Annotated in this window: 22 protein-coding genes; 9 read left to right on the top strand and 13 right to left on the bottom strand. The window is 69.7% G+C overall.

Going from position 1 to position 21383, the window contains the following annotated elements:
- Positions 1–5 precede the first annotated feature (5 nt).
- The 8 genes from KZ829_RS08005 to KZ829_RS07970 all read right to left on the bottom strand — a co-directional run bounded on the left by KZ829_RS08005 (position 6) and on the right by KZ829_RS07970 (position 9182).
- A complete protein-coding gene (locus tag KZ829_RS08005; protein WP_220143195.1) occupies positions 6–1226 on the bottom strand; it encodes an MFS transporter in 1221 nt (406 codons plus the stop codon).
- Entirely contained in the window at positions 1223–2536 is a 1314-nt protein-coding gene (locus KZ829_RS08000) for an ATP-grasp domain-containing protein (RefSeq protein ID WP_220143194.1), read from the bottom strand. Before KZ829_RS08000 ends, KZ829_RS08005 begins: the two co-directional genes overlap by 4 nt.
- Positions 2533–3375, bottom strand: coding sequence for an alpha/beta fold hydrolase (locus KZ829_RS07995; protein WP_220143193.1), 843 nt, complete (start codon positions 3373–3375; stop codon positions 2533–2535). The genes KZ829_RS08000 and KZ829_RS07995 overlap by 4 nt, the downstream gene beginning before the upstream one ends.
- A 13-nt stretch (positions 3376–3388) precedes the next feature.
- Positions 3389–4591, bottom strand: coding sequence for a cytochrome P450 (locus KZ829_RS43885; RefSeq protein ID WP_220143192.1), 1203 nt, complete (start codon positions 4589–4591; stop codon positions 3389–3391).
- 131 nt (positions 4592–4722) lie between these two features.
- Positions 4723–5820: an alpha-hydroxy acid oxidase gene (locus tag KZ829_RS07985; protein WP_220143191.1), complete on the bottom strand. Its 1098-nt coding sequence runs from the start codon at positions 5818–5820 to the stop codon at positions 4723–4725.
- The gene (locus KZ829_RS07980; protein ID WP_220143190.1) at positions 5817–6782 is read right to left on the bottom strand and encodes a TauD/TfdA family dioxygenase; all 966 of its coding nucleotides are present in this window, start codon (positions 6780–6782) and stop codon (positions 5817–5819) included. The genes KZ829_RS07985 and KZ829_RS07980 overlap by 4 nt, the downstream gene beginning before the upstream one ends.
- Positions 6783–6915: 133 nt before the next feature.
- A complete protein-coding gene (locus KZ829_RS07975) occupies positions 6916–8625 on the bottom strand; it encodes an acyl-CoA dehydrogenase family protein (protein ID WP_220143189.1) in 1710 nt (569 codons plus the stop codon).
- Between the two features lie 11 nt (positions 8626–8636).
- Positions 8637–9182 carry a PadR family transcriptional regulator gene (locus KZ829_RS07970; RefSeq protein ID WP_220143188.1) on the bottom strand — a complete coding sequence of 182 codons (546 nt, stop codon included), beginning with the start codon at positions 9180–9182 and terminating at the stop codon, positions 8637–8639.
- Positions 9183–9362: 180 nt separating this feature from the next.
- Here KZ829_RS07970 and KZ829_RS07965 point away from each other — a divergent pair, with 180 nt between their 5' ends.
- The 3 genes from KZ829_RS07965 to KZ829_RS07955 all read left to right on the top strand — a co-directional run bounded on the left by KZ829_RS07965 (position 9363) and on the right by KZ829_RS07955 (position 12511).
- Complete coding sequence (locus KZ829_RS07965; RefSeq protein ID WP_220143187.1) at positions 9363–11117, top strand: M20/M25/M40 family metallo-hydrolase; 1755 nt, start codon at positions 9363–9365, stop codon at positions 11115–11117.
- A gap of 163 nt (positions 11118–11280) precedes the next feature.
- A complete protein-coding gene (locus KZ829_RS07960) occupies positions 11281–11835 on the top strand; it encodes a hypothetical protein (protein WP_220143186.1) in 555 nt (184 codons plus the stop codon).
- 385 nt (positions 11836–12220) lie between these two features.
- Entirely contained in the window at positions 12221–12511 is a 291-nt protein-coding gene (locus KZ829_RS07955; RefSeq protein WP_220143185.1) for a hypothetical protein, read from the top strand.
- 32 nt (positions 12512–12543) lie between these two features.
- Here KZ829_RS07955 and KZ829_RS07950 read toward each other — a convergent pair whose 3' ends face one another.
- Positions 12544–12984, bottom strand: coding sequence for a hypothetical protein (locus tag KZ829_RS07950; RefSeq protein ID WP_220143184.1), 441 nt, complete (start codon positions 12982–12984; stop codon positions 12544–12546).
- A gap of 409 nt (positions 12985–13393) precedes the next feature.
- Between KZ829_RS07950 and KZ829_RS07945 the strand changes: the two genes are divergently transcribed.
- A complete protein-coding gene (locus KZ829_RS07945) occupies positions 13394–14041 on the top strand; it encodes a hypothetical protein (protein WP_220143183.1) in 648 nt (215 codons plus the stop codon).
- A gap of 58 nt (positions 14042–14099) precedes the next feature.
- Here KZ829_RS07945 and KZ829_RS07940 read toward each other — a convergent pair whose 3' ends face one another.
- A complete protein-coding gene (locus tag KZ829_RS07940; RefSeq protein ID WP_220143182.1) occupies positions 14100–14348 on the bottom strand; it encodes a transposase in 249 nt (82 codons plus the stop codon).
- Between the two features lie 417 nt (positions 14349–14765).
- Between KZ829_RS07940 and KZ829_RS07935 the strand changes: the two genes are divergently transcribed.
- The 4 genes from KZ829_RS07935 (at position 14766) to KZ829_RS07920 (ending at position 18074) form a co-directional block, all read left to right on the top strand.
- Positions 14766–15128: a hypothetical protein gene (locus KZ829_RS07935; RefSeq protein WP_220143181.1), complete on the top strand. Its 363-nt coding sequence runs from the start codon at positions 14766–14768 to the stop codon at positions 15126–15128.
- Positions 15129–15889: 761 nt separating this feature from the next.
- Positions 15890–16117 carry a hypothetical protein gene (locus tag KZ829_RS07930; RefSeq protein ID WP_220143180.1) on the top strand — a complete coding sequence of 76 codons (228 nt, stop codon included), beginning with the start codon at positions 15890–15892 and terminating at the stop codon, positions 16115–16117.
- A gap of 269 nt (positions 16118–16386) precedes the next feature.
- Positions 16387–16971, top strand: a complete 585-nt coding sequence (locus KZ829_RS07925) for a hypothetical protein (protein WP_220143179.1) — start codon at positions 16387–16389, stop codon at positions 16969–16971.
- Positions 16972–17291: 320 nt separating this feature from the next.
- Complete coding sequence (locus tag KZ829_RS07920; protein WP_220143178.1) at positions 17292–18074, top strand: hypothetical protein; 783 nt, start codon at positions 17292–17294, stop codon at positions 18072–18074.
- Between the two features lie 231 nt (positions 18075–18305).
- Here the strand turns inward: KZ829_RS07920 and KZ829_RS07915 are convergent, their stop codons facing one another.
- Positions 18306–18689, bottom strand: coding sequence for a hypothetical protein (locus KZ829_RS07915; protein WP_220143177.1), 384 nt, complete (start codon positions 18687–18689; stop codon positions 18306–18308).
- A 257-nt stretch (positions 18690–18946) separates the two neighbouring features.
- On the opposite strand from KZ829_RS07915, the gene KZ829_RS07910 reads away from it, so the two are divergent.
- A complete protein-coding gene (locus KZ829_RS07910; RefSeq protein ID WP_220143176.1) occupies positions 18947–19261 on the top strand; it encodes a hypothetical protein in 315 nt (104 codons plus the stop codon).
- A 217-nt stretch (positions 19262–19478) separates the two neighbouring features.
- Here KZ829_RS07910 and KZ829_RS07905 read toward each other — a convergent pair whose 3' ends face one another.
- Entirely contained in the window at positions 19479–20294 is an 816-nt protein-coding gene (locus tag KZ829_RS07905; RefSeq protein ID WP_220143175.1) for an oxygenase MpaB family protein, read from the bottom strand.
- Positions 20295–20380: 86 nt separating this feature from the next.
- Positions 20381–21382 carry a nitronate monooxygenase gene (locus KZ829_RS07900; RefSeq protein WP_220143174.1) on the bottom strand — a complete coding sequence of 334 codons (1002 nt, stop codon included), beginning with the start codon at positions 21380–21382 and terminating at the stop codon, positions 20381–20383.
- Position 21383: the final 1 nt, after the last annotated feature.

Genomic DNA, 21383 nt, shown 5'->3' with positions numbered 1-21383 from the left:
AAACCTTAAAGGGCCGACACCTGCCGGACCGGTTCCGGGCGGGTGGTGTGGGCGCGGCGGGTGAGCAGGCCCAGGGTGAGGGTGCTGCCGACCATGACGGCGCCGGCCAGCAGGAACGGCACGCCCAGGCCCAACTGGTGGGCGATCGCGCCGCCACCGATCGCGCCCAGCGGCAGCGAGCCGAAGCCGATCAGCCGGTAGATGCTGGTGACCCGGCCCATCAGGGCGTCCGGGGTGATGCTCTGCCGCAGCGAACGGCCGACGATCGAGAAGGACACCCCGCAGAACCCGGCGAGGAACTGGAAGGCGCCGATCAGCCACACCGAGCCGGTGAGCGCGATACCGGCCGTCGCCAGCCCGGCCACCAGGCTCGCGGCGATCATCGTGGGGACCCGGCCCAGCAGCCGGACGGTGTGCGCCACCGCGGCCGCTCCGGCCAGCCCGCCGACGCCCGCGCAGGTCAGCAGCAGGCCGTAGGTGCCGCCGCTGAGGTGCAGCTTCTCGACCACGTAGAGGACCAGGGTGGCGTTGGCGGCGGCCACCCCGAGGTTCATGGCGGCCGCCCACACCGCCTGGGTGCGCAGGGTCGGCTCCCGCAGCAGGTAGGTGAGCCCTTCCCGGGCCTCGGCGGTCAGCGACTGCCGCACCGCGGGCCGGGCGACCCGGCCGGGCACCCGCAGCCGGGTCAGGAAACCCCAGCTGGCGGCTAGCGTGCCGGCGATCGCCACGAACGGGGCGAGCGGGTTCCACGCGAACAGGACGCCACCGACGGCGGGGCCGGCGAAGTCCTCGCCGACCGACTGGGAGGCGGTCAGCCCGGCGTTGAGCTTCTCCAGCCCGGCGTCCTGGACCACGACCGGGGTGAGCGCCTGCACCGCGGTGTCCGCCGCGAGTTCGGCGGTGCCCAGCAGGAACGCCGCGACCAGCAGCAGCGGCAGGGTGGCCTGGTCGACGGCGACCGCGGCGACCAGCACGAGCATGAGCGCCAGCCGGATCAGCTGGGTCCGGCGCAGCAGCCGCACCCGGTCGAACCGGTCCACCACGGCGCCGACGTGGAACCCGAACAGCAGGTGCGCCGCGGAGAGGGCGGCCGCGACGGCGGCGACGCTCACCGGATTCCTCGTCACGTGCACGGCCAGCAGGGGCATGGCCGCGTAGCGGATGCCGTCGCCGAGGCTGGACGCCGCACCGGAGGCGAACAGGTAGGTGGACGGCCGCCACCTCATGATGCGATCCAGACGGGCGAGGGAGCGTACCCGGAGAAGGGGTTGATGTTGATCGTGCCGGTGTTGTTGACGGCGTAGCGGCGCAGCACCGCCACCGCCGTGTTCTCCACGATGAACACGCCGTTGACCGACGGGGTGACGGTGCTGGTGACGGTGGCGTGCTCGTCGGTGAACGCGACCGGCAGCGGATCCGGTTCGAACAGCTCCTGCACGATGTACGGGTGATCGCCCGCCCCACCACGCACTCCGGTGGCGAGGACCTCGGCCCACACCTCGGGTGACACCTCGCGGCCGACGGTGACGCCCTTGCCGGCGTGGCCGCGGACCGGTTTCACGATGAGCCGGTCCTTCTCCCGTTCGGCCCACGGCAGCAGGTCCACCTCCCGGCCGTCGTAGATGGTCCGGCGGGGTTCGATGATCCGCGTCCACGGCACGTGCTCGGCCAGCCGGGCCCGCAGCGACGGCGCGATCCCGGTCGCGGCGGAGAGCACCGCGAGCGCCGCCTTGGACGCCAGCACCTCGGCCCGGTAGCCGGTGAACAGGCCGACCTTCCCGCTGTCGGCGATCCGGAACAGCGTGTCGAGGACGGCGAACTCGTCGTCGGCGCCCGGTTCCGGCGACTCGAAGTAGCGGTAGATGACGCTGACCTCGCGTCCCTCGTGCCGCACGCCGTCGTCGGAGAGCTCCAGGTCCTCCAGCGCGCAGTGCACCGACGGAATGCCGTGCCGGCGCAGTTCGCGGGCGAACAGCTCGTACTGCCAGTCGACCGGCCCGGCGGCCTGCTCGTGCCGCCAGTAGCAGATGGCCACCATGCCGTCGAACTCGCCGAAGCTCTTGGTGAGCCCGGAGAGCAGGCCGTGCATGGCCACGGCGGGCCGGGCCAGGCTCGCCTCCGGCGGCAGGAACGCGGTCTGCGCGCGGGTGATGATGTCGTGCAGGCCGAACAGGCCGGCCGGCGAGTCGCCGTTGATCTCGATGACGACGGTGCGGCCGCCCGAGGAGATGACGTCCGGGCGGGCCACCGTGGACCAGTTCTGGTGCGGCTGACGGGTGAGGAACCGCAGCTCGGGCGGGGTGGCGCGGCACAGTCCGGCCATCCGGAGCACGTCGCCGTCGCAGATGTCGCGCAGCACCGCGTCGAGTCCTTCGAAGACGGTCTGGCAGGCCTGTTCGAGGCGGCGCACCCGCTCGGCGCTCTCGATCGGCGGTTGGAAGATCAACCGCTCCTTCGCGTACGGGGCGGACAGTTCCCGCAGCTCGGCGGTGGCGTCCCGGAACCGTTCGGCGGTCGGCGCGACGAAGCCGGTCATGACCCCTCCGTGAATTTGCGGATCAGCGCGTGGGTGGCGTCGGGTGCGTCCCAGATGGCCTGGTGGCTGGCGCCCGGCACGACGTGCAGCTCGCCGGTCCCGGCGGGCAGGCTGTCGACGGTCTCGGCGGCCACCTCGTACGGGATGAGCGGGTCGTACTCGCCGACCAGCACCATCACCGGTCGGCGGGCGGCGGCCAGGTCGGGCCGCAGGTCCAGGCCGGACAGCTGGGAGATGAACCCGGCGTTGATCTCGGGCGTGCTGATCCGGTTGCGGACCGCCCGCTGGTAGTCGTCGTCCGGGGCGCGGCGGATGGCGAGCGGCCCGCACACCTCGGCCCATTCGCGTTCCGCTTCCGGCGAGTGGTCGGTGAGCGAGCGGCGCATCACGTCGGCGGCCCGGTCGCCGCCGAGGACCCGGTGCCGTTCGACGATCTCGTCGTGGCTGGCCTGCCGGGCGCCGGTGCCGATCAGAATGGCGCCGGCGAGGGTTTCCGGGTGGCGGGACAGGAACCGCTGCACCACGAAACCACCGAACGAGGTGCCGAGCAGGTACGGGTTCGGCAGTCCGAGGGTGTCGATGAGCGCGGCCAGGTCGTCGGCCCACACGTCGAGGTTCCAGTCGGCCGGTTCGCCGCGGTCGCTGCGGCCGTGCCCGCGCAGGTCGGGGACGATGACGTGGGCGTAGTCGACGGCCGGCCGCATGGTCAGGCGCAGCATGCCGCCGTCGATGCCGGGGCCACCGTGGACGGCGATGATGTCGGGCCGCCGCTGCCCGTCGGAGTATTCGTCGCCCAGCGTGGTCACGTGCAGGCGTACGTCTCCGGCCCGAACTCGCATGTGCTGTCCTTCCTCAGTCGGTGCGGGCGACGCTGAGCGCCAGGCCACGCGGGTACATCGTGGAGTCGGTGTCGGCGGTCACCCGACCTGACACATCCTCCAGCCGGAACCGCCGGAACACCTCCACGGCGGTGGTGAGCTGCGCCTTCGCCAGGTGGGTGCCGACGCACCAGCGTGGTCCGCCGCCGAACGGCAGGTACGCGCCGGCCGGCAGCCGTGCGCCCGCCCAGCGCTGCGGGCGGAACTGTTCCGGATCGGGGAAGTGGCGCTCGTCGCGGTGGATCGCGTACGGGCTGATCATCAGGGCCGCGCCGGCCGGGAACCGCCACGGGCCGCTGACCTGTTCGGCGTGGGTGGCGCGGTGCATGAGCCAGGTCGGCGGGCGCAGTCGCAGCACCTCGTCGACGATGTGCGACGGCTCGCCGGTGGGCGCGTGGACGGCCAGGGCGTGCAGCAGCCAGGCGCTGGCGGCGGCCGGCACCAGGCGGGAGGCGATGGTGGCCGACACCAGGATGCGGACCAGCGGGTCGGTGGGCACGCCGGCGTCGCGCAGGATCGCGATCAGGCCGCCGTCCGGTGGCCGGTTCACCAGCGCCCGCAGGGCCGTGTCCAATCGGTGCTGGGCCCGGTTGGCGCGCCGGCGGCGGGCGGTGAACCGGTCGAGGAACCAGGGCAGTTCGAACGACGAGCGGACGATCGGGTTGAGGGCGCCGAGCAGGTCCGCGACCAGGGCGGAGAGGCCGTCGCGGGTGTGCCGGGCGGTGCCGGGGCCGACGCAGAGGCGCAGGAACGCGTCGGTGCTCAGGTGCACGAGCGGCGGCATCGGGCGGTCGGTGCGGCCGGCGGTCGCCCAGGTGTCCATGAGGGTGGTGAGCTCACCGTCGTACCAGCGGAGGTGTTCTTCGACCAGGCCGCCGGAGAGGGCCGACAGCATGGTGCGGCGGGCGTGCATCCAGCTGTCGAGGGCGTCCTCGCCGCGGCGGCTGTCGGTGGGGCGCCAGGCGCGGTCGCGGTCCATCAGGAAGTCGCGGTTGGTGCGGCGCAGCACGTCGTGGGCGATCTCGCCGTCGCTGATCAATACGGTTCCGGGGCTGAGCTCGACCACCGGCCCGTAGCGGCGGGCGGCGCGCAGCACGAAACCGGCGCGGTCCCGGTCGTAGTCCTCCAGCAGGTCGGCGCGGGACAGGCCGGCCTGCACCGGCGGTGCGACGCTCACCGGCCACCTCCCTTCCGGGTGTTACGAGGGGGCCGGAACCGTTCGGGTGGTTCCGGCCCCCGTCATCGATCAGTGCCAGGGGTACGCGCCCGCGAGGGCCTTACGCGCGAAGCGCGCCTTGATTCGCTGGATCATGCAGAACACCTCCACTCTTCGTCGACAGTGATTTCCGTGGCGGTACGGACCACCAGGTCTGTGGGGACGTCGCGCAGGCTGCTCACACCGAGCTGCCTCGCCACGTCCAGGAGTTCCTGCCGGAGCACGTCGATCACGCGGAACACGCCGTCCTCGCCGTCGGCCGCCAGGCCCCAGACGTACGGGCGGCCGATGCACACGGCCGTGGCGCCCAGCGCGAGCGCCTTGATCACATCGGCGCCGCTGCGGATGCCGCCGTCCATCAGTACGGGTATCCGCCCGGCCGCGGCGGCGACGATCGCGGGCAGCGTGTCGATCGCCGCGACCGTGTCGTCGAGCTGCCGGCCACCGTGGTTGGACACGATGACCGCGGACACCCCGCGGGCCACCAGCTCGGCGGCGTCGGCCGGGTGCAGGACCCCTTTGACGACCACCGGCAGCCCGGTCCGCTCCTGGATGAAGTCGAGCTGCTCCCAGGTGAGCGGCCAGCGCGGCAGCCGGGTGTCGGGTGGCACCCAGCCGTCGGAGAAGCCGCTCTCCCGGTGGATGCCGAACCGCACCTCCGGCGGGGTGGCGAACCCGGCCCGCAGCATGGCGAGCCGCCGCGACGGATGGCTGTTGTCGACGGTGACGACCAGGGCGCGGGCGTCCAGGGACTCGGCGAGCCGGATCGTACGGGTGACGTCGTCCCGGCTTCCGTAGCAGTACAACTGGAACCAGAACGGCCCCTGCTCGGCGATGTCGGTGAGGCTGTGATGGCTGTCGTTGCTGACGATCGGCAGCACCCCGGCCCGGTTCGCGGCCCGGGAGACCGGCAGTTCGGCCTCCGGGTGGAACAGCCGCAGCGGGCTGGTCGGCGCCAGCAGCACCGGCAGTGTGGACGGGAAGCCCAGCACGTCGGCGCCGGTGTCCGGGTCGGCCACCCCGTTGAGCGGGCGCGGCCGCAGTTTCCAGCGGCGCAGTGCGGCCTCGTTGTGGCGGACGCCGTCGTCGCGGCCCGCGCCGCCGGCCAGGTAGGCCCAGCGTGCGTCGTCGAGGGCGGTCCGGGCGGCGCGCTCGAAGTCGTCGAGGTTCAGCAGGCGGTCGGTGATCATGAGGCGACCGCCTCGGCCAGCGTGCGGATCCCGGCGGTGTCGGGTTCGAGCCCGTAACGCGACATCAGCCGGGTCACGTCGCGCAGCACGTAGGTGCGCAGCAGCCAGCGGTCGCGGGCGTCGTAGCGGGCCGCGAACGAGTCCCGGCCGTGCAGGCAGCGGCTGTTGGAGAAGGCCACCAGGCTGCCGGGGCCGAGCCGCACCTGATGCGCGACGCTTTCCGCGGACTCCAGGAAATCGGTGACCGCGGCCCGGCGATGCGGATTCTCCGCGACGATGGAGCTGTGCCACCGAATCGTCGGCCAATCGTAGGAGCCACCGATCGGGACGACGTCGTCGATGATGCTGGCCTGCGAGAAACTTTCCGGGGCGGCAATCCGGAAACGCTGCTCGCGCAATTCGCGAACAGTCTCCGGACGGCATTCCCGAATGGCGTCGGCGATCCGGACGAGGCGCGTGGCCGGCCGCGGCTCCGGACTGCGGACCCCGTACAGGACCACGAAATCCGGGCGGATGTCGTGGAACGCCACCTCGGTGTGCAGCGACAGGTCCACCGCCGAGGATGCGTTCGACTGGGTCGCCGCGCCCTCCGGACGGGGCCGGACGTCGTGGACGAGGTCGCCGTCCTTCTCCGCCCGGTACCCGTACTCGTGGCCGAGCCGCCGGGTCACCATGCCCAGCCAGGTCCAGCCCAGCACGGGTGCCGCGGGCTCGTCGGCCGGCAGGCCGTGGACGACGACCGCGTCGGCGGCGCCGTCCCGCAACCGGTCCAGCGCGTCACGGACCCGCTCCGGCAAAAGCGTGTCGTTCAGCGCGGCGAGCCGGAAATACTCGTCGGTGTCCCGGCGGTCGGGGTTCCCGGAAACGCGGCCGACGACCTGTTCCCGTGCCCGCCGGGCCATTTCCGCGGCCTCGGAAACGGAGATCGATTCCGTCAGCACACCGCTCGGCGATGCGGTCACGCCCTCCACCTCCCTCGCATTTCCGTTTTCCCGTTGCCGAGAACGTTACGGATTCGAGGAATGGCGGGGCAATATCGGACGACACGGATAGGGGTTCTTGATCGGAACCCCTATCCGTCGTTCCGGATTCTTGTCAGGGGCGCATCTCGTAGGCGCCCACCAGGGCGAGGACCTGGTCCCAGACCGCGGCGTCGCGCTTGTCGTCGGCGACCGGCCGGCGGACGTGGGCCAGCGCCCAGGCGGCCTGCGCCTCGGTGGTGGCGGCCTTGCCGTGCAGCTCGGTGGCGTAGGCCGAGAAGTCCCGGACCAGGATCGAGAAGATCTCGTCCAGCAGGGTCTCGTCCACCCCGGCCGGACCGGCCTGCTCCAGAATCAGCTGTCCGTAGACGATCAGCGCGAACAGGTGGCCGACCGCGAGCAGGAAGTCCAGGTCCTTCTGCTGCTCCTCGCTCGGGGCGTGCTCACGCAGCAGCGCGCAGAACCCGTCTGCCTGCTCCCGGAACCGGGCGACGTTCGGGATCGTGGCGGCGGCGTCGTACGCGGTCCGCCAGTCGTGGAAGCGGATGGCGCCGAGCCCGCGCGCCGGGCCCTGCCGGAACAGGAACTCGTCGTCGGCCGGGTCGTGCCGCGTCGCGACGGGCTCGTAGGTGGCCGCGTTGAACAGGTAGTTCGGCATGAACTTGAGGATCAGCGCCAGGTTGACGTGCACCGTGCCCTCGAGTTTCGGCAGGCCGCGGATGTCCATGGCGGCCTTGTCGAAGTAGGTGTCCGCCTCGAAGCCCTTGGCCGCGATGACGTCCCACATCAGGTCGATGACCTTCTCGCCCTCGGTGGTGACCTTCATCTTCGTCATCGGGTTGAACAGCAGATAACGGCGGTCGTCCGGGCCTGCGCTGCGGAAGTAGTCGACGGCGCGGTCGCTGAACAGCTTCATGGCGACCAGGCGGGCGTACGCGTCGGCGAGCTCACGGCGCACGTGCGGGAACGCGGTGACCGGCCGGCCGTACAGCATCCGCCGGTGGGCGTGGGTGACCGCCTCGTACATGGCGTGCTCGCAGATGCCGATGGCGGCCGTGCACAGGTTGAACTTGCCGACGTTGACGGTGTTCAGCGCGGCGTCGAAGGCGGCCTTGCCGGTGTGCAGCACGTCCTCTTCACGGACCGGGTAGTCCTTGAGCTCGAACGTGCTCACGTACATCTGCTTGTTCACGACGTTCTTGATCAGGTGGTAGTTCTCGTGCCGGCTGTCGGCGGCGAAGAACACGTACCCGTCCGGGCCCTCGACGTCGGAGCGGCGGCCGAAGACCGACACCAGCCCGGCCACGTTGCCGTTGCCGATGTAGTACTTGGCGCCGCTCGCCGTGAAGCCTCCGTCACCGGTCGGCGTGAGGATCATGTCGGTGGCGTAGATGTCGGCGCCGTGGCTGCGCTCGGACAGCGCGAACGCCATCACGTGACCCTCGTCGAGCAGCTCGGCGGCCCGCTTCCGCTGGACCTCGTTGGAGCTCTGCCACACCGGGCCGAGACCGAGAACGGTCACCTGCCACGTGTACCAGTAGTCGAGCCCGTAGAAGCCGAGGACCTCGCTGAGCGCGGCGTTGCGGGCGGTGTCCCAGCGCTTGCCCGGGTCGCCGGCCGCGTCGGCGGACGGGGTCAGGAACGTCGCGAACAGGCCCTCACGTGCCGAGAACTCCAGGAAGTCGTCGTACCAGCTCCGGTCGATGTAGCTCTTGACCAGCGTTTTCTTGCCGCGTTCCTCGAAGAAGGCGACCAGCGCGCGCAGCAGCCGGCGGCTCTCGTCGTCGAGGTGCGCGGGATCGTAGGTGTTGGGGTTGAGGAGCACAGGGGTTCCTTTCAGAGTGCTCGGAGCGTGTGGAGGACGTCGTCGAGCCAGTCGAGCAGCATCCGCTCGTAGGCGATACCGCCGCGCAGGACCACGTGCTGGAGCCGCTGCCCGACATCCAACGCGTCCGGATCCGGAAAATCCCGCTTTTCGCCATTCAGGTACGTCGCGAGCAGCGACTCGTGCTCGGCCCGGTACCGCGTCACCTCGGCGAGCAGCTCGGCCCGCCCGGCCGCGTCGGTGAACGCGGCGCCCCGGATCTTCACGGCCAGTTCGTGCCGCACCGCCTCCGGCTGCACCGGCGCCCGCAGCCACTCGGCGAGCGTCCGCCGGCCGAGGCCGGTGACCGAGAAGCTGCGCTTGTCGGGCCGGCCGTCCTGGCCGATCTCCTCGGCCACCACCCAGCCGTCCGACTCCATCCGCCTCAGCACGCGGTAGATCTGCTGGTGCGTCGCGGTCCAGAACCGGCCGATCGAACGCTCGAACCGCCCGGCCAGCTCATATCCGGACCCGGGCCGCTCGAGCAGGGAGACCAGGATCGCGTGTTCCAGCGCCATGCCCGCATCTTGCTATGCAACTCGTTTCATAGCAAGCGGCCCCTTCGGGCCGAGAAGATCCCCGGCCCGACCTTGTGAGATCTACCGAGATATAAGCGTTTCGATATCTTGTGCCTGGTGGAATATTCCTGTTCTCCTACGGGCCGGCCGTGAATCGGCCTCGACCCTAGGAGCCCCCTCATGAGACTCAGAACGGTGACGGCAGGACCTGCCCTAGCTGTTTTCGTCGCGGCGACGGTGGCGCTCAGCGCCCTGCCGGCGCCGGCTTCGACCGGCGTGCGATCGTCCGGCTCATCCGTGCCGGCGACCAGCGCTGCCCTGCTGGCAGCCCCGCCGACCGTCAACGTCGCCAATGTCAACGCCCACCTGCAGCAACTGCAGACCTTCGCCACCAACAACGGCGGCAACCGGGCCACCGGCACGGCGGGGCACACCGCGACGACGACATATCTGCAGCAGAAGCTGCAGGCGGCCGGTTTCACCGTCACCGTGCAGACCTGCACCACCTGCAACGGCTCCGCGAAGAACATCATCGCCGACTGGCCGGGCGGCGACACCGGCAACACCTACATGTTCGGAGCCCACTCCGACGGCGTGTCGGCCGGCCCGGGCATCAACGACGACGGCTCCGGCACGGCCACACTCCTCGAAGCCGCGCTCCAACTGGCCGCGAACAACCCGACCATGACCAAACACCTCCGGTTCGGCTGGTGGGCCGGTGAGGAACAGGGACTGATCGGCTCCAAGTTCTACGTCAACTCGCTGACCACGGCCCAGAAGAGCGCGATCAAGGCGTACGGCACCTTCGACATGATCGCCTCCACCAACGGCGGCTACTTCGTGACCGGCACCGACGCCATCGCCGTGAAGCTGCGCGAGTACTTCACCTCGATCAACGTACCCACCGAGACGTCGACCGAGTGCTGCAGCGACGACGGCTCGTTCCGCAACGCCGGCATCCCCTCGTCGATCAACTCCACCGGGGCCGGCTACACGAAGACCAGCGCCCAGGTGACCAAGTGGGGCGGCACCGCCGGGAAGGCCTACGACCCCTGCTACCACAAGGCCTGCGACACCTACCCGTCGAACATCAACACCACCTCGCTGGGCCGCTGGGCCAACGCCGAGCTGTACGCCCTGTGGACCCTCACCACGGGCACCTCGACGGCCAACGACTTCTCGGTGTCGCTCAGCCCGAACGCGGGCTCGGTGAACCCCGGCTCCTCAGCCACGGCCACCGTGAACACCGCCACCACCTCCGGCAACGCGCAGACCGTCGCGCTGACGAGTTCCGGTGCTCCGGCCGGTGTCTCGGTGAGCTTCAGCCCGGCGTCGGTCACCTCCGGTGGATCATCGACCATGACCGTCGCGACCACCACGGCCGCCGCCGCCGGTTCGTACACCATCACGGTGACGGGAGCGGGCTCGGCGACCCACAGCGCTTCGTACACGCTGACGATCAACGGAACCGGTGGGTGCACCGGCGCCGGCCAGAAGCTCGGCAACCCCGGCTTCGAAACAGCGACGACACCGTGGACCGCTTCCACCGGAGTCATCGGCGCGAACACCGGTGACGGAGCACCGCGAACCGGCACCCGTGACGCGTGGCTCAACGGCAACGGCTCGACGAACACCGAAACCCTGTCCCAGTCGGTGACCCTTCCCACCGGCTGCGGCACCTACACGCTGTCGTTCCACCTGAAGATCATCACAGCGGAGACGACCACCACCACCCAGTACGACAAACTGACCGTGAAGGCCGGCACCACCACGTTGCAGGTGTTCTCCAACCTCAACGCCAGCGCGTACACCCTGCGCTCGTACAACCTGGCCGCTTTCGCCGGGCAGACCGTCACCCTCACCTTCACCGGGGTCGAGGACTCCTCGCTGAAGACGTCGTTCGTCATCGACGACACCGCGCTCACCGTCAGCTGACAGCAACCGGACGATGCCGTGAGGCAGGCCGCCCTACGGCATCGCCCGGCTCCTCGGCAACCGGCCGGGTGCCGAGGGCTGGACAGTCGGCCCCGGCGGGATCGCACGGATTGGCGCTGGTCAGCTAGCCTGCAGCCATGAAATTGATCAACGAGTCCGCTCGGTGAGAAGTCGGCGCATCAGCTCCCGTCAGGTCGTGCTGACGGCCACGTTCCTGTCGCTGGCGGCCGGCGGCGCCGCGGCCTGCGACAGCTCCTCGCCGGAGGACGAGTGGGAGTCGGCGGACACCTCCGGTTACACCTACGACACCGCTGCCGAGGCGGAGGATTTCGAGCCGCCGGTGACCACGGCACCCACGACGGCTCCGGTCAAGCCGGCGACCAAGACGGTCACGACCGCGCCCACCGACGAGCCGATGGACCAGGAGGTGTTCTACTGCGCCGACGAGGAGGGCATGGTCGTCGAGGAGGAGTCCTGCGCCGAGGAGGACAGCGGCCTCTACTTCATCTGGTACTCCCGCACGTACTCGCGCGGCTACCCGGTCGGCACCTACCTCGACGGCGGCGACTACTTCCCGGCCGGTGACCGGGCGAGCCGGCGGGCGTTCAAGCTGCCCGCCACGGGCGCGGTGTCCAACGGCACGGTGAAGACCAACGTCCTCGGCCGCTCCAGCGGGGGCTCCACGACCACCGGCGGCGGCACCTCCTCCGGAGGCTGAGCCCGCCGAGTCCCGCACCTCGTCAGCCGGTCCTGACCCGCTGCCTGGTCAGTCGCGGAACTCCCGGTCGTTGACGGTCCGGAGATCGTCGTACCGTTCACGAAACCGAAACAGCCCGCGCCGGGCCGGGTCATGAAGGCCCTGTACCTGTCCGGCAGGGTCACCGCCATCGCGCGTTCGACGGCCGCGATCTCGTCCGCGGTGACGGTCAGGCCCTCGATGAGGCTGGACCCGTTACCGGGCCTGTTCTGCGGCCGCCTCCCGGCAGAAGGGTTCCGCGAGCGCCTCGAACTCCGTCAGTTCCATGCGCGGATCGTACGGTTCCGCGATCTTTCCAAACCGGGCGTCCGTGGGAGAGACTGCGGACATGGGTGAGGTGTATCCGATGCCGACAGTCGGTGACGTTTTCACCGACGTACGCGGCGACGGCCGGACGATGCGCGTCAGCTACCACGAGAACCGTCAGGTGGTCGTGGTGTCGTTGTGGGCGGGCGCCATGTGCCGCGGCTCGTTCCAGCTGGCCGCCGACGAAGTGGGCCACCTCACCGCGCTGCTGGCACAGGTCGCTCCCGCGACTGCCGAGGTCCCGTCGCCGTCGCTGTCGCCAGCGCCGGATCGGACCGGCGACGTCTCCATGCCGGCACTCCCGACGGCCCCGACTCCGCGGGTCGCCTGAGCCTCTGCCCCGCGACGAGCGCGGGGACGGGTTCAGCGGCGGCCGGCGGAAAGGGCGACGAGGAACTGGCCGCCGCCCGGTTCGACGGTCGTGGTCACCGGGAGGCCGGGCACGAGGCGGGTGAAGCGGTCGGCCAGCCAGTCCGCCGCCTCCTGGGCGTCCTTGCGGCTCGGACAGCGGGCCACCAGTTCCCGGCCGCCCTTGCGTTCCAGGCGCTCGGCGACGGTGAGCAGCGGGGCGGGCTCGATCACGTTGAGCCGGTCCGGCCAGGCGATGACGATCTTGACCGCGCCTTTGCGGGAGTTGCAGGCCCGGTGGGCGAGCCGCTCGGCCAGTTTGGCTTTCCGGTCGGCGGTCCGGGCATCGACGCTGGGGCCCCGCGGATCGTTCACCGACATGCCGGCGTCGACCTGCTCGTCACACACCCAGCAGCGCCATGCGTCGCGCTTCGCCACTTCGTCAAGGGAGCTCATCGGTCCCGAACCTACCCGCCACCGGGGAGGCGGACGGCCGCGGGGTCAGGTGGCCGCGCTGATCACGGGCCGCGGGCCGCCGGCGCACCCGGCCTCAATGATCATTGCGCTGACCTGCGGGAACGACCATGTTGCAAGCGTGAAGACCGTGCGTCGGTAGATCGCGTCAACGGTGGACAGCTCACCGTTCCTGCCGGTTCGGTCCGGCGGCCCCAGAGTGCATCGCGTTCGATCGCGCCCTTACAAAGCGGCGTGCGGTGTTCTATCGATTGCTCGGTGACCACCGCACGGCTCGGCTCGGTGCCGCACTCGCGGTAGCCGCTGCGGCAGGGTGCCCGGTGGAGCCCGTGCGGTGGCGGCCACAGCTGCTCCAAAGGCTGAGGTTCAGCGGGACCCTATGATTTCGATCATGGAAATCACGGGTGCCCCGCGGCTGGTCCGGCTGTCGTCGATTCTGCTGGGCGTGCTGGCGGTGACCGGCCTGTTTCTCGTCATCGTCGCGGTGGTGGAACTGCGATGGTGGGGCACTTCCGCGCCGGAGAAGCTGACGGCGATCTTCGCTGACATCGTCGATCAGGACGGGCCGACGCCGCCACTGATGCTGCGCGGTCACGGCGGTGCGATCGAGCTGCTCGTGATGGGTGCGGTCGGCGTGGCATGTGGTGTTCTCGTGTCGCTTGTTCTGCGCGGCCGTCGTTGGGCTCGCACCACGATTCTGGTCACCACCTCGACTCTGGCCCTGTGGGGATTGTTCTCCGTCGGCGCCGACGGCGGCGCCCTGACCGGATTCCCGGCCTATTTCGACGAGCTGGCCAGCGATAGATTCGCCGCGCGCATTCCCGAGATTGACGCGCTGCTCTACCCCGACTGGTATTCGTGGACGGAAGACATCGCTCAGGGCCTCCTCCTGACCCTGTCACTGACCTGCCTGGTGGTTCTCGCCTGGACCGTCATCCGGCACGGCGACTATTTCACGACCAAGAAAGCGGATCAGGCCGGGCCGGATGTGTGGCAGGAGACGCTCAGCCGCATCCACCAGAAGGGCACCGGACGATAGGCGGGGGAGCCAGGGGGACTTCGACGAACCTGTTTGCGAATTCTACTGAGCTTTGGGGTCAGGGTCCGGGTGGTGCCAGTCCGCTGGTGTCGAGGAATTCATGGGCGAGGTTGGCCATGCCGCGATTGAGGCTGGACCACATGCTCTCGACCGAGTTGAGCTCGGGCGCGCAGCCGGGCAGCCGGTAGACGCGCAGCCAGGGCCGGACGGCGATCAGGCCGAGTATCCTGGTCGACTTATGCGCGGGCAGCCCGTCCCAGAGCAGCACGATCGGCGCCGGGCAACAGCCGGCCGGCGAGCCATTCATCGATGCCAGCCTGTCTCAGGTCGGCGAGGCTGCGCCCGGATTCGGCGAGGATTGCCAAGACTGCGGCCGCGGCCCGGACGCGGTTGCGGATGGGAGCGGCTTATCCGTCGGGGTCACCCGCCTTTGCGGGCTGGTCCGGCTGGCCGGTAGATTCACTGGCACAGCTCCCGGGTATCCAGTCGCTGGCCGCCATCGGGGGCATGGCCGTCCGGTGGCGGGGCGGCGATGGTTCGACAGGCGGTCCCGGTGCGAGTCGTTCGGCGGGATCCGTCCAGCAGCCGCAGCGGTGTTGATCGGCTTCGTCGCTGTTTGGCCGTCAGCTCCAACGCACACGGGGCCTGAGCGCTGCCTAATCTTGAACAGACCCCGACGCGAACCACCGGCTTTCGGCTCTGTCGTGTTACCAGCTGTAGAGGAATGCAACGCATGATCAGTGTGCAAGAGTTCGCCCGGCGACTCACCGATCTCGGCCCCAACACCGTGACCAGCCACGACATCGAGGACCTGGCCGATGCGGCGGGCGTGCGCATCGACCCCGGTCGTGGTATCGACGCCGGCCAGGCTCAGCAGATCCTGGACCTGGCATCGCCGTCGGCGCCCGTCAGCGCAGCCGCGATGGTGGCGTCGCCCTGGCCGCCGCCGGAGGACGTGCGTCCAGCCGTTGCTCCGGTGGTGTTCTCCAGTCCCGGCGCCGTTGATGCCCCATCCGACCCGCCGGCGCGCCCCCGTCGATCCGGGCAGGCACGTTCCGAGCAGTCCCGCTCACGGCGATCCCGGTGAGCACGAGCCGCGTAGGTTGACGCCAGGCGTTCGAGTCAGGGCCAGTGAGCCTTACTCAGCGGTCCGGGTGCATGCCAGAACCAGTCCGGCATGCCGGTCGTCTTCTTCATCATGTCCTTCACGGTTTCTCTCACCCTCGGCCCGGCCGTGTCGCCGCCCGTTGCAGAAAGGAGCCGGCGGCCCCCGAACCGTTCCCGGGCCGGGATCTGCCCGGCCCGCAGACCGCTGTCGACGGCTACCGGCCGCGATCGACGCCCTACCCACCCGTGCGGAGACGCAGACACTTTCTGAAAGACTCGGTTAGTCTCGCGGGCAAGAGCACGACGTTGCCGGCGTCTAGGCTAGGTATCCGTCGAGGATCAAGATCGAGCGGGTGATCGCCCGCTCGACACGTAGAAGGCCCGCCCCCGACGCGGCAAACGATGAGGGCGGACCACCTACCACGTGCGGCCCCGTTCTAGCTGTCCGGCTAGGAGGGGCCGCTCCCCTTCAGAACACCTGCGAGTGTCGCGATGGCGGTCAGCAGAGCGGCGAGGGCGCTGATCAACGCCGCCACCGCCGCCGGGTTCTGCCACCACCGACGATTTCCCTGAGGGCCGTCCGTCACGGTTCTTCTCCTTTCCGGTCCTCGACCAGCTCGAGGACCTTCCAGCTGGAAAGGTCCCGGATCCTGGTCGACCGCCAAGGAGTTCCGCGAGACACCATATCGACCACCTCCGCCAACCCCACCGCGTGGCCAAATCGAACGCATGTTCGATAGTATGCCTGCGCGTTTCAGCAGCTCAAGCGAGTCATGGGGTGCGCAGCGCTTCGAGGGAGGAGCCCGCGTCCGGGTCCAGGCGGCCCTGGCCGCGCAGCACGCCCTGGAACCCGGTGTCGCCGACGACACCGGTGTGGAGCAGCTACCGCCACTGCGCCGCCGGCGGCGTCCGCCCAGGCGTCTGCGCCGGTCCGCGATGTCGGCTTCGGCGGCCTGGTCGACGTTGTAGATCGCCCACAGGTACGCCTGCCGGCGCTGATCGAGCGCCTGAGGGCGTGCTTGAACGCGTACTCGCCCTTGTCGACCCCATACCGGACGACGAGGATGAGCCGTTCCTGTGAACACTCCGTCAGTGTCGGCACATCGGTGGCTGGAGCCACCGGCACGGTCACGTCCAGGTTCTGTCGCGCGGATCATCGTGGCCGGGAACGGCACGTTCGCCCGGGCGCAGGAACACGCCTTGGCCGCCGCCGACGCGTGGCCCTAGGCTCCCCTGCGATGAAGATTTCCGCGCCACAGGCAGACGAACTGACCGGCAACTCCTGGTTCTCCGGGCACACCGACGGGGTCGAGCTGCACGAAGCGCCGGTCACCGTCGACGAGTTCGACGCGGAGGCCCGCTGCGAGGAGCGCGACGAACTCGAGACGGCCGTGTTCGGCGGCGGCCTGACCGTCGCCGGCACCCTCGACCTCGGCACCGACGTGCACGCCATCTACGTGGTGCGCGGCGCTCTCCGGGCCCGCCGGCTGGTCCTCGGCGACGCCGTACTGGTCGTCGACGGGGTGGTGGAGGTCGACGAGTGGCTGTTCGGCGGGGTGACCGAAGGGCTGTTCGAAGTGGCCGGCCACCAGGCCGAGTCGCCGACCGGCCCGGACGCCTTGCTGGCGCACGTGCGCGGGCCGGTGGTCGCGCTGTACGACCGGGCCCGGCGGGAGTTCGTGCTACGGAAGGGCGGCTCGCCACGCACGGTCGCCGACCTGGTGCCGCAGGTACGCGACGGCCTCGACCCCGACCTGCGGGAAGAGATCTCGATCGCCGCCAACCTCCGGGCCCGGCTGATCGCCGGAGACCCGATCTTCTGACGCGGTACTCCCGAGCTGCACAAGTCGGACACCAGCACGACTCGCTGACGCTGGGCTCGTTCTTCTTCGTGCACCGGGCACGCGCCACCCGCGGACGGCATCGCCCTGGAAACCTACGAGTTCCTGCATGCCACGTTCGGCGAATTCCTGGTCGCCCGGCTGATCCACGGCGTGGTGCGCCACCTGATCGCGCTGGAACAGGCGTCGGCCTTCCGCCCGGCGAGGCGGCCGACGACGATCTGCTGCACGCCCTGCTGTCGTTCGCGCCACTGGCGGGCCGCCGCCAGACGGTCGACTTCCTCCGCGGCATCGTCTCCGCGATGCCGTCCGCGATGCGCACGGAGTGGACCGATCTGCTGGTCCGCCTCTTCCGGCCGGCCATGTCACCCCGGCCGCCGCGCGCGTTCGGCGACTATCTCCCGCGTCACCGGTCCCTGTCGGTCTATTCGGCGAACCTGCTGCTCCTGGCGTTGTGCGCGGACGACATCCGGGTGTCCCGGCTCTTCGGCGGCGACGACACCCACAACGTCGAGGCGTGGCGGGACATGTGCCTGCGATGGAGGTCGGAGTCGGCCGCCGGTGGATGGCTCGGCATGCTCGACCTGATCCGGGTCGACCGGGTTCGCCGCGCGGGGCGGATCGACGTCTCGCTGTCGCTGGGCTCGCCCGACGAGCCGCCGCCGGTCGACCTGTCGTGGCTCCTGCGCATGGACAGCGACGGAGACGCGCGGGTCCGGATGCTGCGCGACCCGATCGGGCGGCTTCGCCAGGAGGCGCACTTCACCTGCGACTTCGAGGCCGACATCCTGCAGCACGTGCTCGACCCGCTCGTCGCCGCGGGACTGAAAGAGGCGGGCGCCGAGATGCGCGACTCGGCGGGTGGCTTCGCAAGCGCTCTCAACGTGCTGATGCGGCTCGGCGTCGCGGAGTCAATGGCGGCGGCCAACCGCATGGAGCTTTACCGTGAGGCTTTGGCCTGGCACGATCGGCACCCGGCCATCGCGCGCTCGCTGCTCGACCGGCTCACGACCGACGACGACGCTCATCCCGACTTGGTCGCCGAGATCCTGGATGAGATCTGGAATCCTTCGCCAGCCGCCTGATTTCTTCCAGTTCGGCGGCTATCACGATCCGCTCGCAGCACACGATCACTCTCAACTCGTCCAGCCCATTTGTGGCCAGAGCCGTTACCCGATGCGGCCGCCACGAACACCGTCCCGTTTGAGCTTGACGTGGCTGCGCCCGGCGTACGAGGGATCCAGCACCGGAAAGCAACGGCTGCCTCGCGGTATATCTGGGCGCGAACCTGCCCGGCCGAGCCCTGTACCGGCCTGTCAAGGCTCGCCGTCATCGAACTCGTCGGGAAACTCGGACAGCCGCGCAAGGATAGCCCGTTCAAGTACCGCGTCCTCGGGGAAGAGTTCGAAATATTCATCCTCCCTCGAATTGAGATACTCTAGATCGTTACGGTTTACAAGCAGATCCGTGAAGAACGGATCGAGGTCTCGAAAGCCGAAATACCTGAGCCCTTCGGCAGCTCGCCGAAACGTGACCTCCTCGAACGTTTCGACAGCCCACGCCAATCCTTCGGGGATTACATTGTTGTGAAGGTGCTGAATTCCTGCAAGCATCTTGGTGCCCTGAGAGGCAGTTTCAAAGGAATCATCGAGCCATACATCAATGGAATGATTCCAGACTGCATGCAAAGACGGTTCCATTATCTCAACTCCGGTACAGCGCCGCCGAGGGGGTCGCCAATCTATCGCACGCTACCGGTAGGCGCTGCCGCCTGACGCACTCAACTCGGCAGATCAACATGCCGGCCAGCGCGCCGGTCCGCTGCTGCGGCACTTTTACTCTAGAGGGGACCGCCCAGCCAGCGCGTGTGGAGATCGTGTGAGCAGCGTCGGGAAGTTTCGTGAAAACCTGTTGGGCCAGCTGGACCGCCGACAAGGCCACGGACATTCTTACCGCTGTGACCGCTGATCAATCGGGATCAAGCAACCAGGCCGCCGCAGGAATAGCTGCTGCCGTAACCGGCCATGTTGTCGCCGCCGCTCCTTTTCTGTATACCGTCTTCTACCTCGTACCCGACTCGGTGTTCATGGTGGCCTGGCTGACCGGAACACTCGAACTTGTGCTGTTCGTCGTCTGCATGGCGCTTGGCTTTGGTCTTCGACCGACCTCGCCGAACCTCGCGATGGGTGTTCTATCCGGATGGGTATTTGGGCTGATTGCGATCCCCTGCGGCGGTACAGCGGCGATCGGGTTTATCGCTGTGCTGGTTTAGGCACTCTCGCGTCGACGCTCTGGACGGTGTCCACGTCGGTGCGCTCGACGCTGCCCGCGCGGACTTTGATGTACTGGCCGGAGACCCCGAACGAGGCGGCCGGCGCCCCTCGGCGATGCCGACGGTGAGACCGCCGAGGACGGCCAGGGAGGGGAGCAGCAGTCAGCAGGCCCGGCCCCGGGAGGTACGCCCTTCGTCCGCGTTCGTTCTCGCTGTCCTATCGGCCGTCGGCGGTCAGGGGGTTGCGCCGCCGGGCCAGCCGTCGCCGCAGGTCGTTGAGGTAGTAGTCCTTCACCACGTCGCGCAGCCGCATGGGCAGGCGTGGGTAGACGACCTTGGTGGTGGCGAGGAACGCGTCGAGGGTCCGCTGCCTCCCGGGTGACCAGGTGTAGCCGAATCCGGCCCGGATCGGTTCCGGGAGCAGCCCGATGGTGACCAGGCGGTTGAGCGGCTTCGCGGGGCGCAGCAGGGCCGGGATGTTCCTCGGTTTCATGAGCGCGGCCGCGATCTCCCGGGCCTGGTCGCTGACCTGGAGCGTGGTGACGGTGCGGTGCCAGTACGCGTCGAAGGTGGCGCGGTCGGTGGGCCAGGCGTCCTCGGGGCAGCCGATCGAGGTGGCGAGCACCGCGTACTGGCGGTAGCACTCGTCCAGTTCGGCCGGGCCGAGCGGCCCGAAGATCCGCTGGTAGAGCAGGATCGCGGTGTCGTAGAGGGTGGCGTTGACCCAGACCTGGAGGTCGGGGTCGTCGGCGTGGTAGCCGGGGCCGGTCACCCTGCGGTGCATCCCGGCCACGGCGCGGCTGATGGCCCGGCCCTCGTCGACGGTGCCGAAGAGCACGCCGAAGATGTAGCTCATCGTGGTGCGCAGCCGGTCGAGGGGGCGTTCGGCGAAGTTGCTGTGGTCGTACACGCCCGCGGCGACGCCCGGGTGTGCGATCTGCAGGAGTGTGGCGCGGCCGCCACCGGCGAGCAGGAGCCCCTCCCGGGCCACCCGCCGAATGACAGCGGCGTCGTCGAAGAGACCGTCGTCCATGTCGAGACGGTAAACCATGATTAACTTGCTGTGAAGAGTGCCGAGCTTATGGCGCGATTATTCGTCTACAGCAACCGCCATGTCGGTTAACTTAGCTCCTGGATGATGTCCGCAGTCGGCGCCGGGCGGGCCGCCGCGAAGCCGGTACCGGCCCACAGGTTGAGCGCCCCGGCGTCGCCCTGATCGGCGGCCGCCGCCCGGATCGGCGCGGTCAGATGGTGTACGGCCGGATAGCCGATCGGGGCGACGGCCGAGTACTCGTCGGTGAACCGGTTGCGCAGCGCCCGCGCCGGCTGGCCGGTGAACGCCCGGGTCACCACGGTCTCGTGGGCGCCCGCGGAGAGCATGGCGGCGCGCTGCGCCGGCCGGGTGCCGGCCTCCTCGGCCAGCAGGAACACGGTGCCCGCCTGGACCGCGGCCGCGCCAGCGGACAGCAGCCCGCGCACGTCCGACGCGGATCCGGTGCCGCCGGCCACGATCACCGGCACATCCGTCACCGACCGGATCGCGGCCAGGATCTCCGGGGCCGTCGTGGCGCCCCGGTAGGTGGCCGGTGCGGTCGTGGAGGCGTGGCCGCCCGCCGTACCGGCCTGGGCGATCAGCAGGTCGGGGGCCACGGCCAGGGCCGGTGCGGCTTCCGCCGCGGACGTCACGGTCACCGCGACGAGGCTTCCGGCGGCCTGCAACGCGGCCACCACATTCCGATCCGGTACGCCGAACGTGAAGCTGACCAGTGGAGGCGCGTACGCGGTGGCGAGGTCCACCTTGGCGTCGAAGTGGTCGTCGTCGCGCAGGCGCAGCGGGGGCAGGTCCACCCCGTACCGGTCGGCCTCGGCCTGGAGCAGTCGACGGTAGCGCTCCAGTGCGGCGACGTCGGACGGCGGGCGCGACGGGACGAAGATGTTCAGCCCGTACCCGGTCCCCGCGGACCGCACCGCGCGCAGCTCGTCCTCCACCGCCTCCGGGGTCTTGTAGCCCGCGGCCAGCAGACCGAGGGCGCCGGCCCGCCCGGCGGCGATCACCAGAGCGGGGGTGGACGGGCCGCCGGCCATCGGGGCGACCAGCAGGGACGGGATCGGTGCACGCATC

The organism is Actinoplanes hulinensis (assembly GCF_019429605.1).
Classification (GTDB): Bacteria; Actinomycetota; Actinomycetes; order Mycobacteriales; family Micromonosporaceae; genus Actinoplanes; species Actinoplanes campanulatus.
Note: the sequence above shows the minus strand (reverse complement) of the source record. Positions and strands in the feature narration are given on the sequence as shown.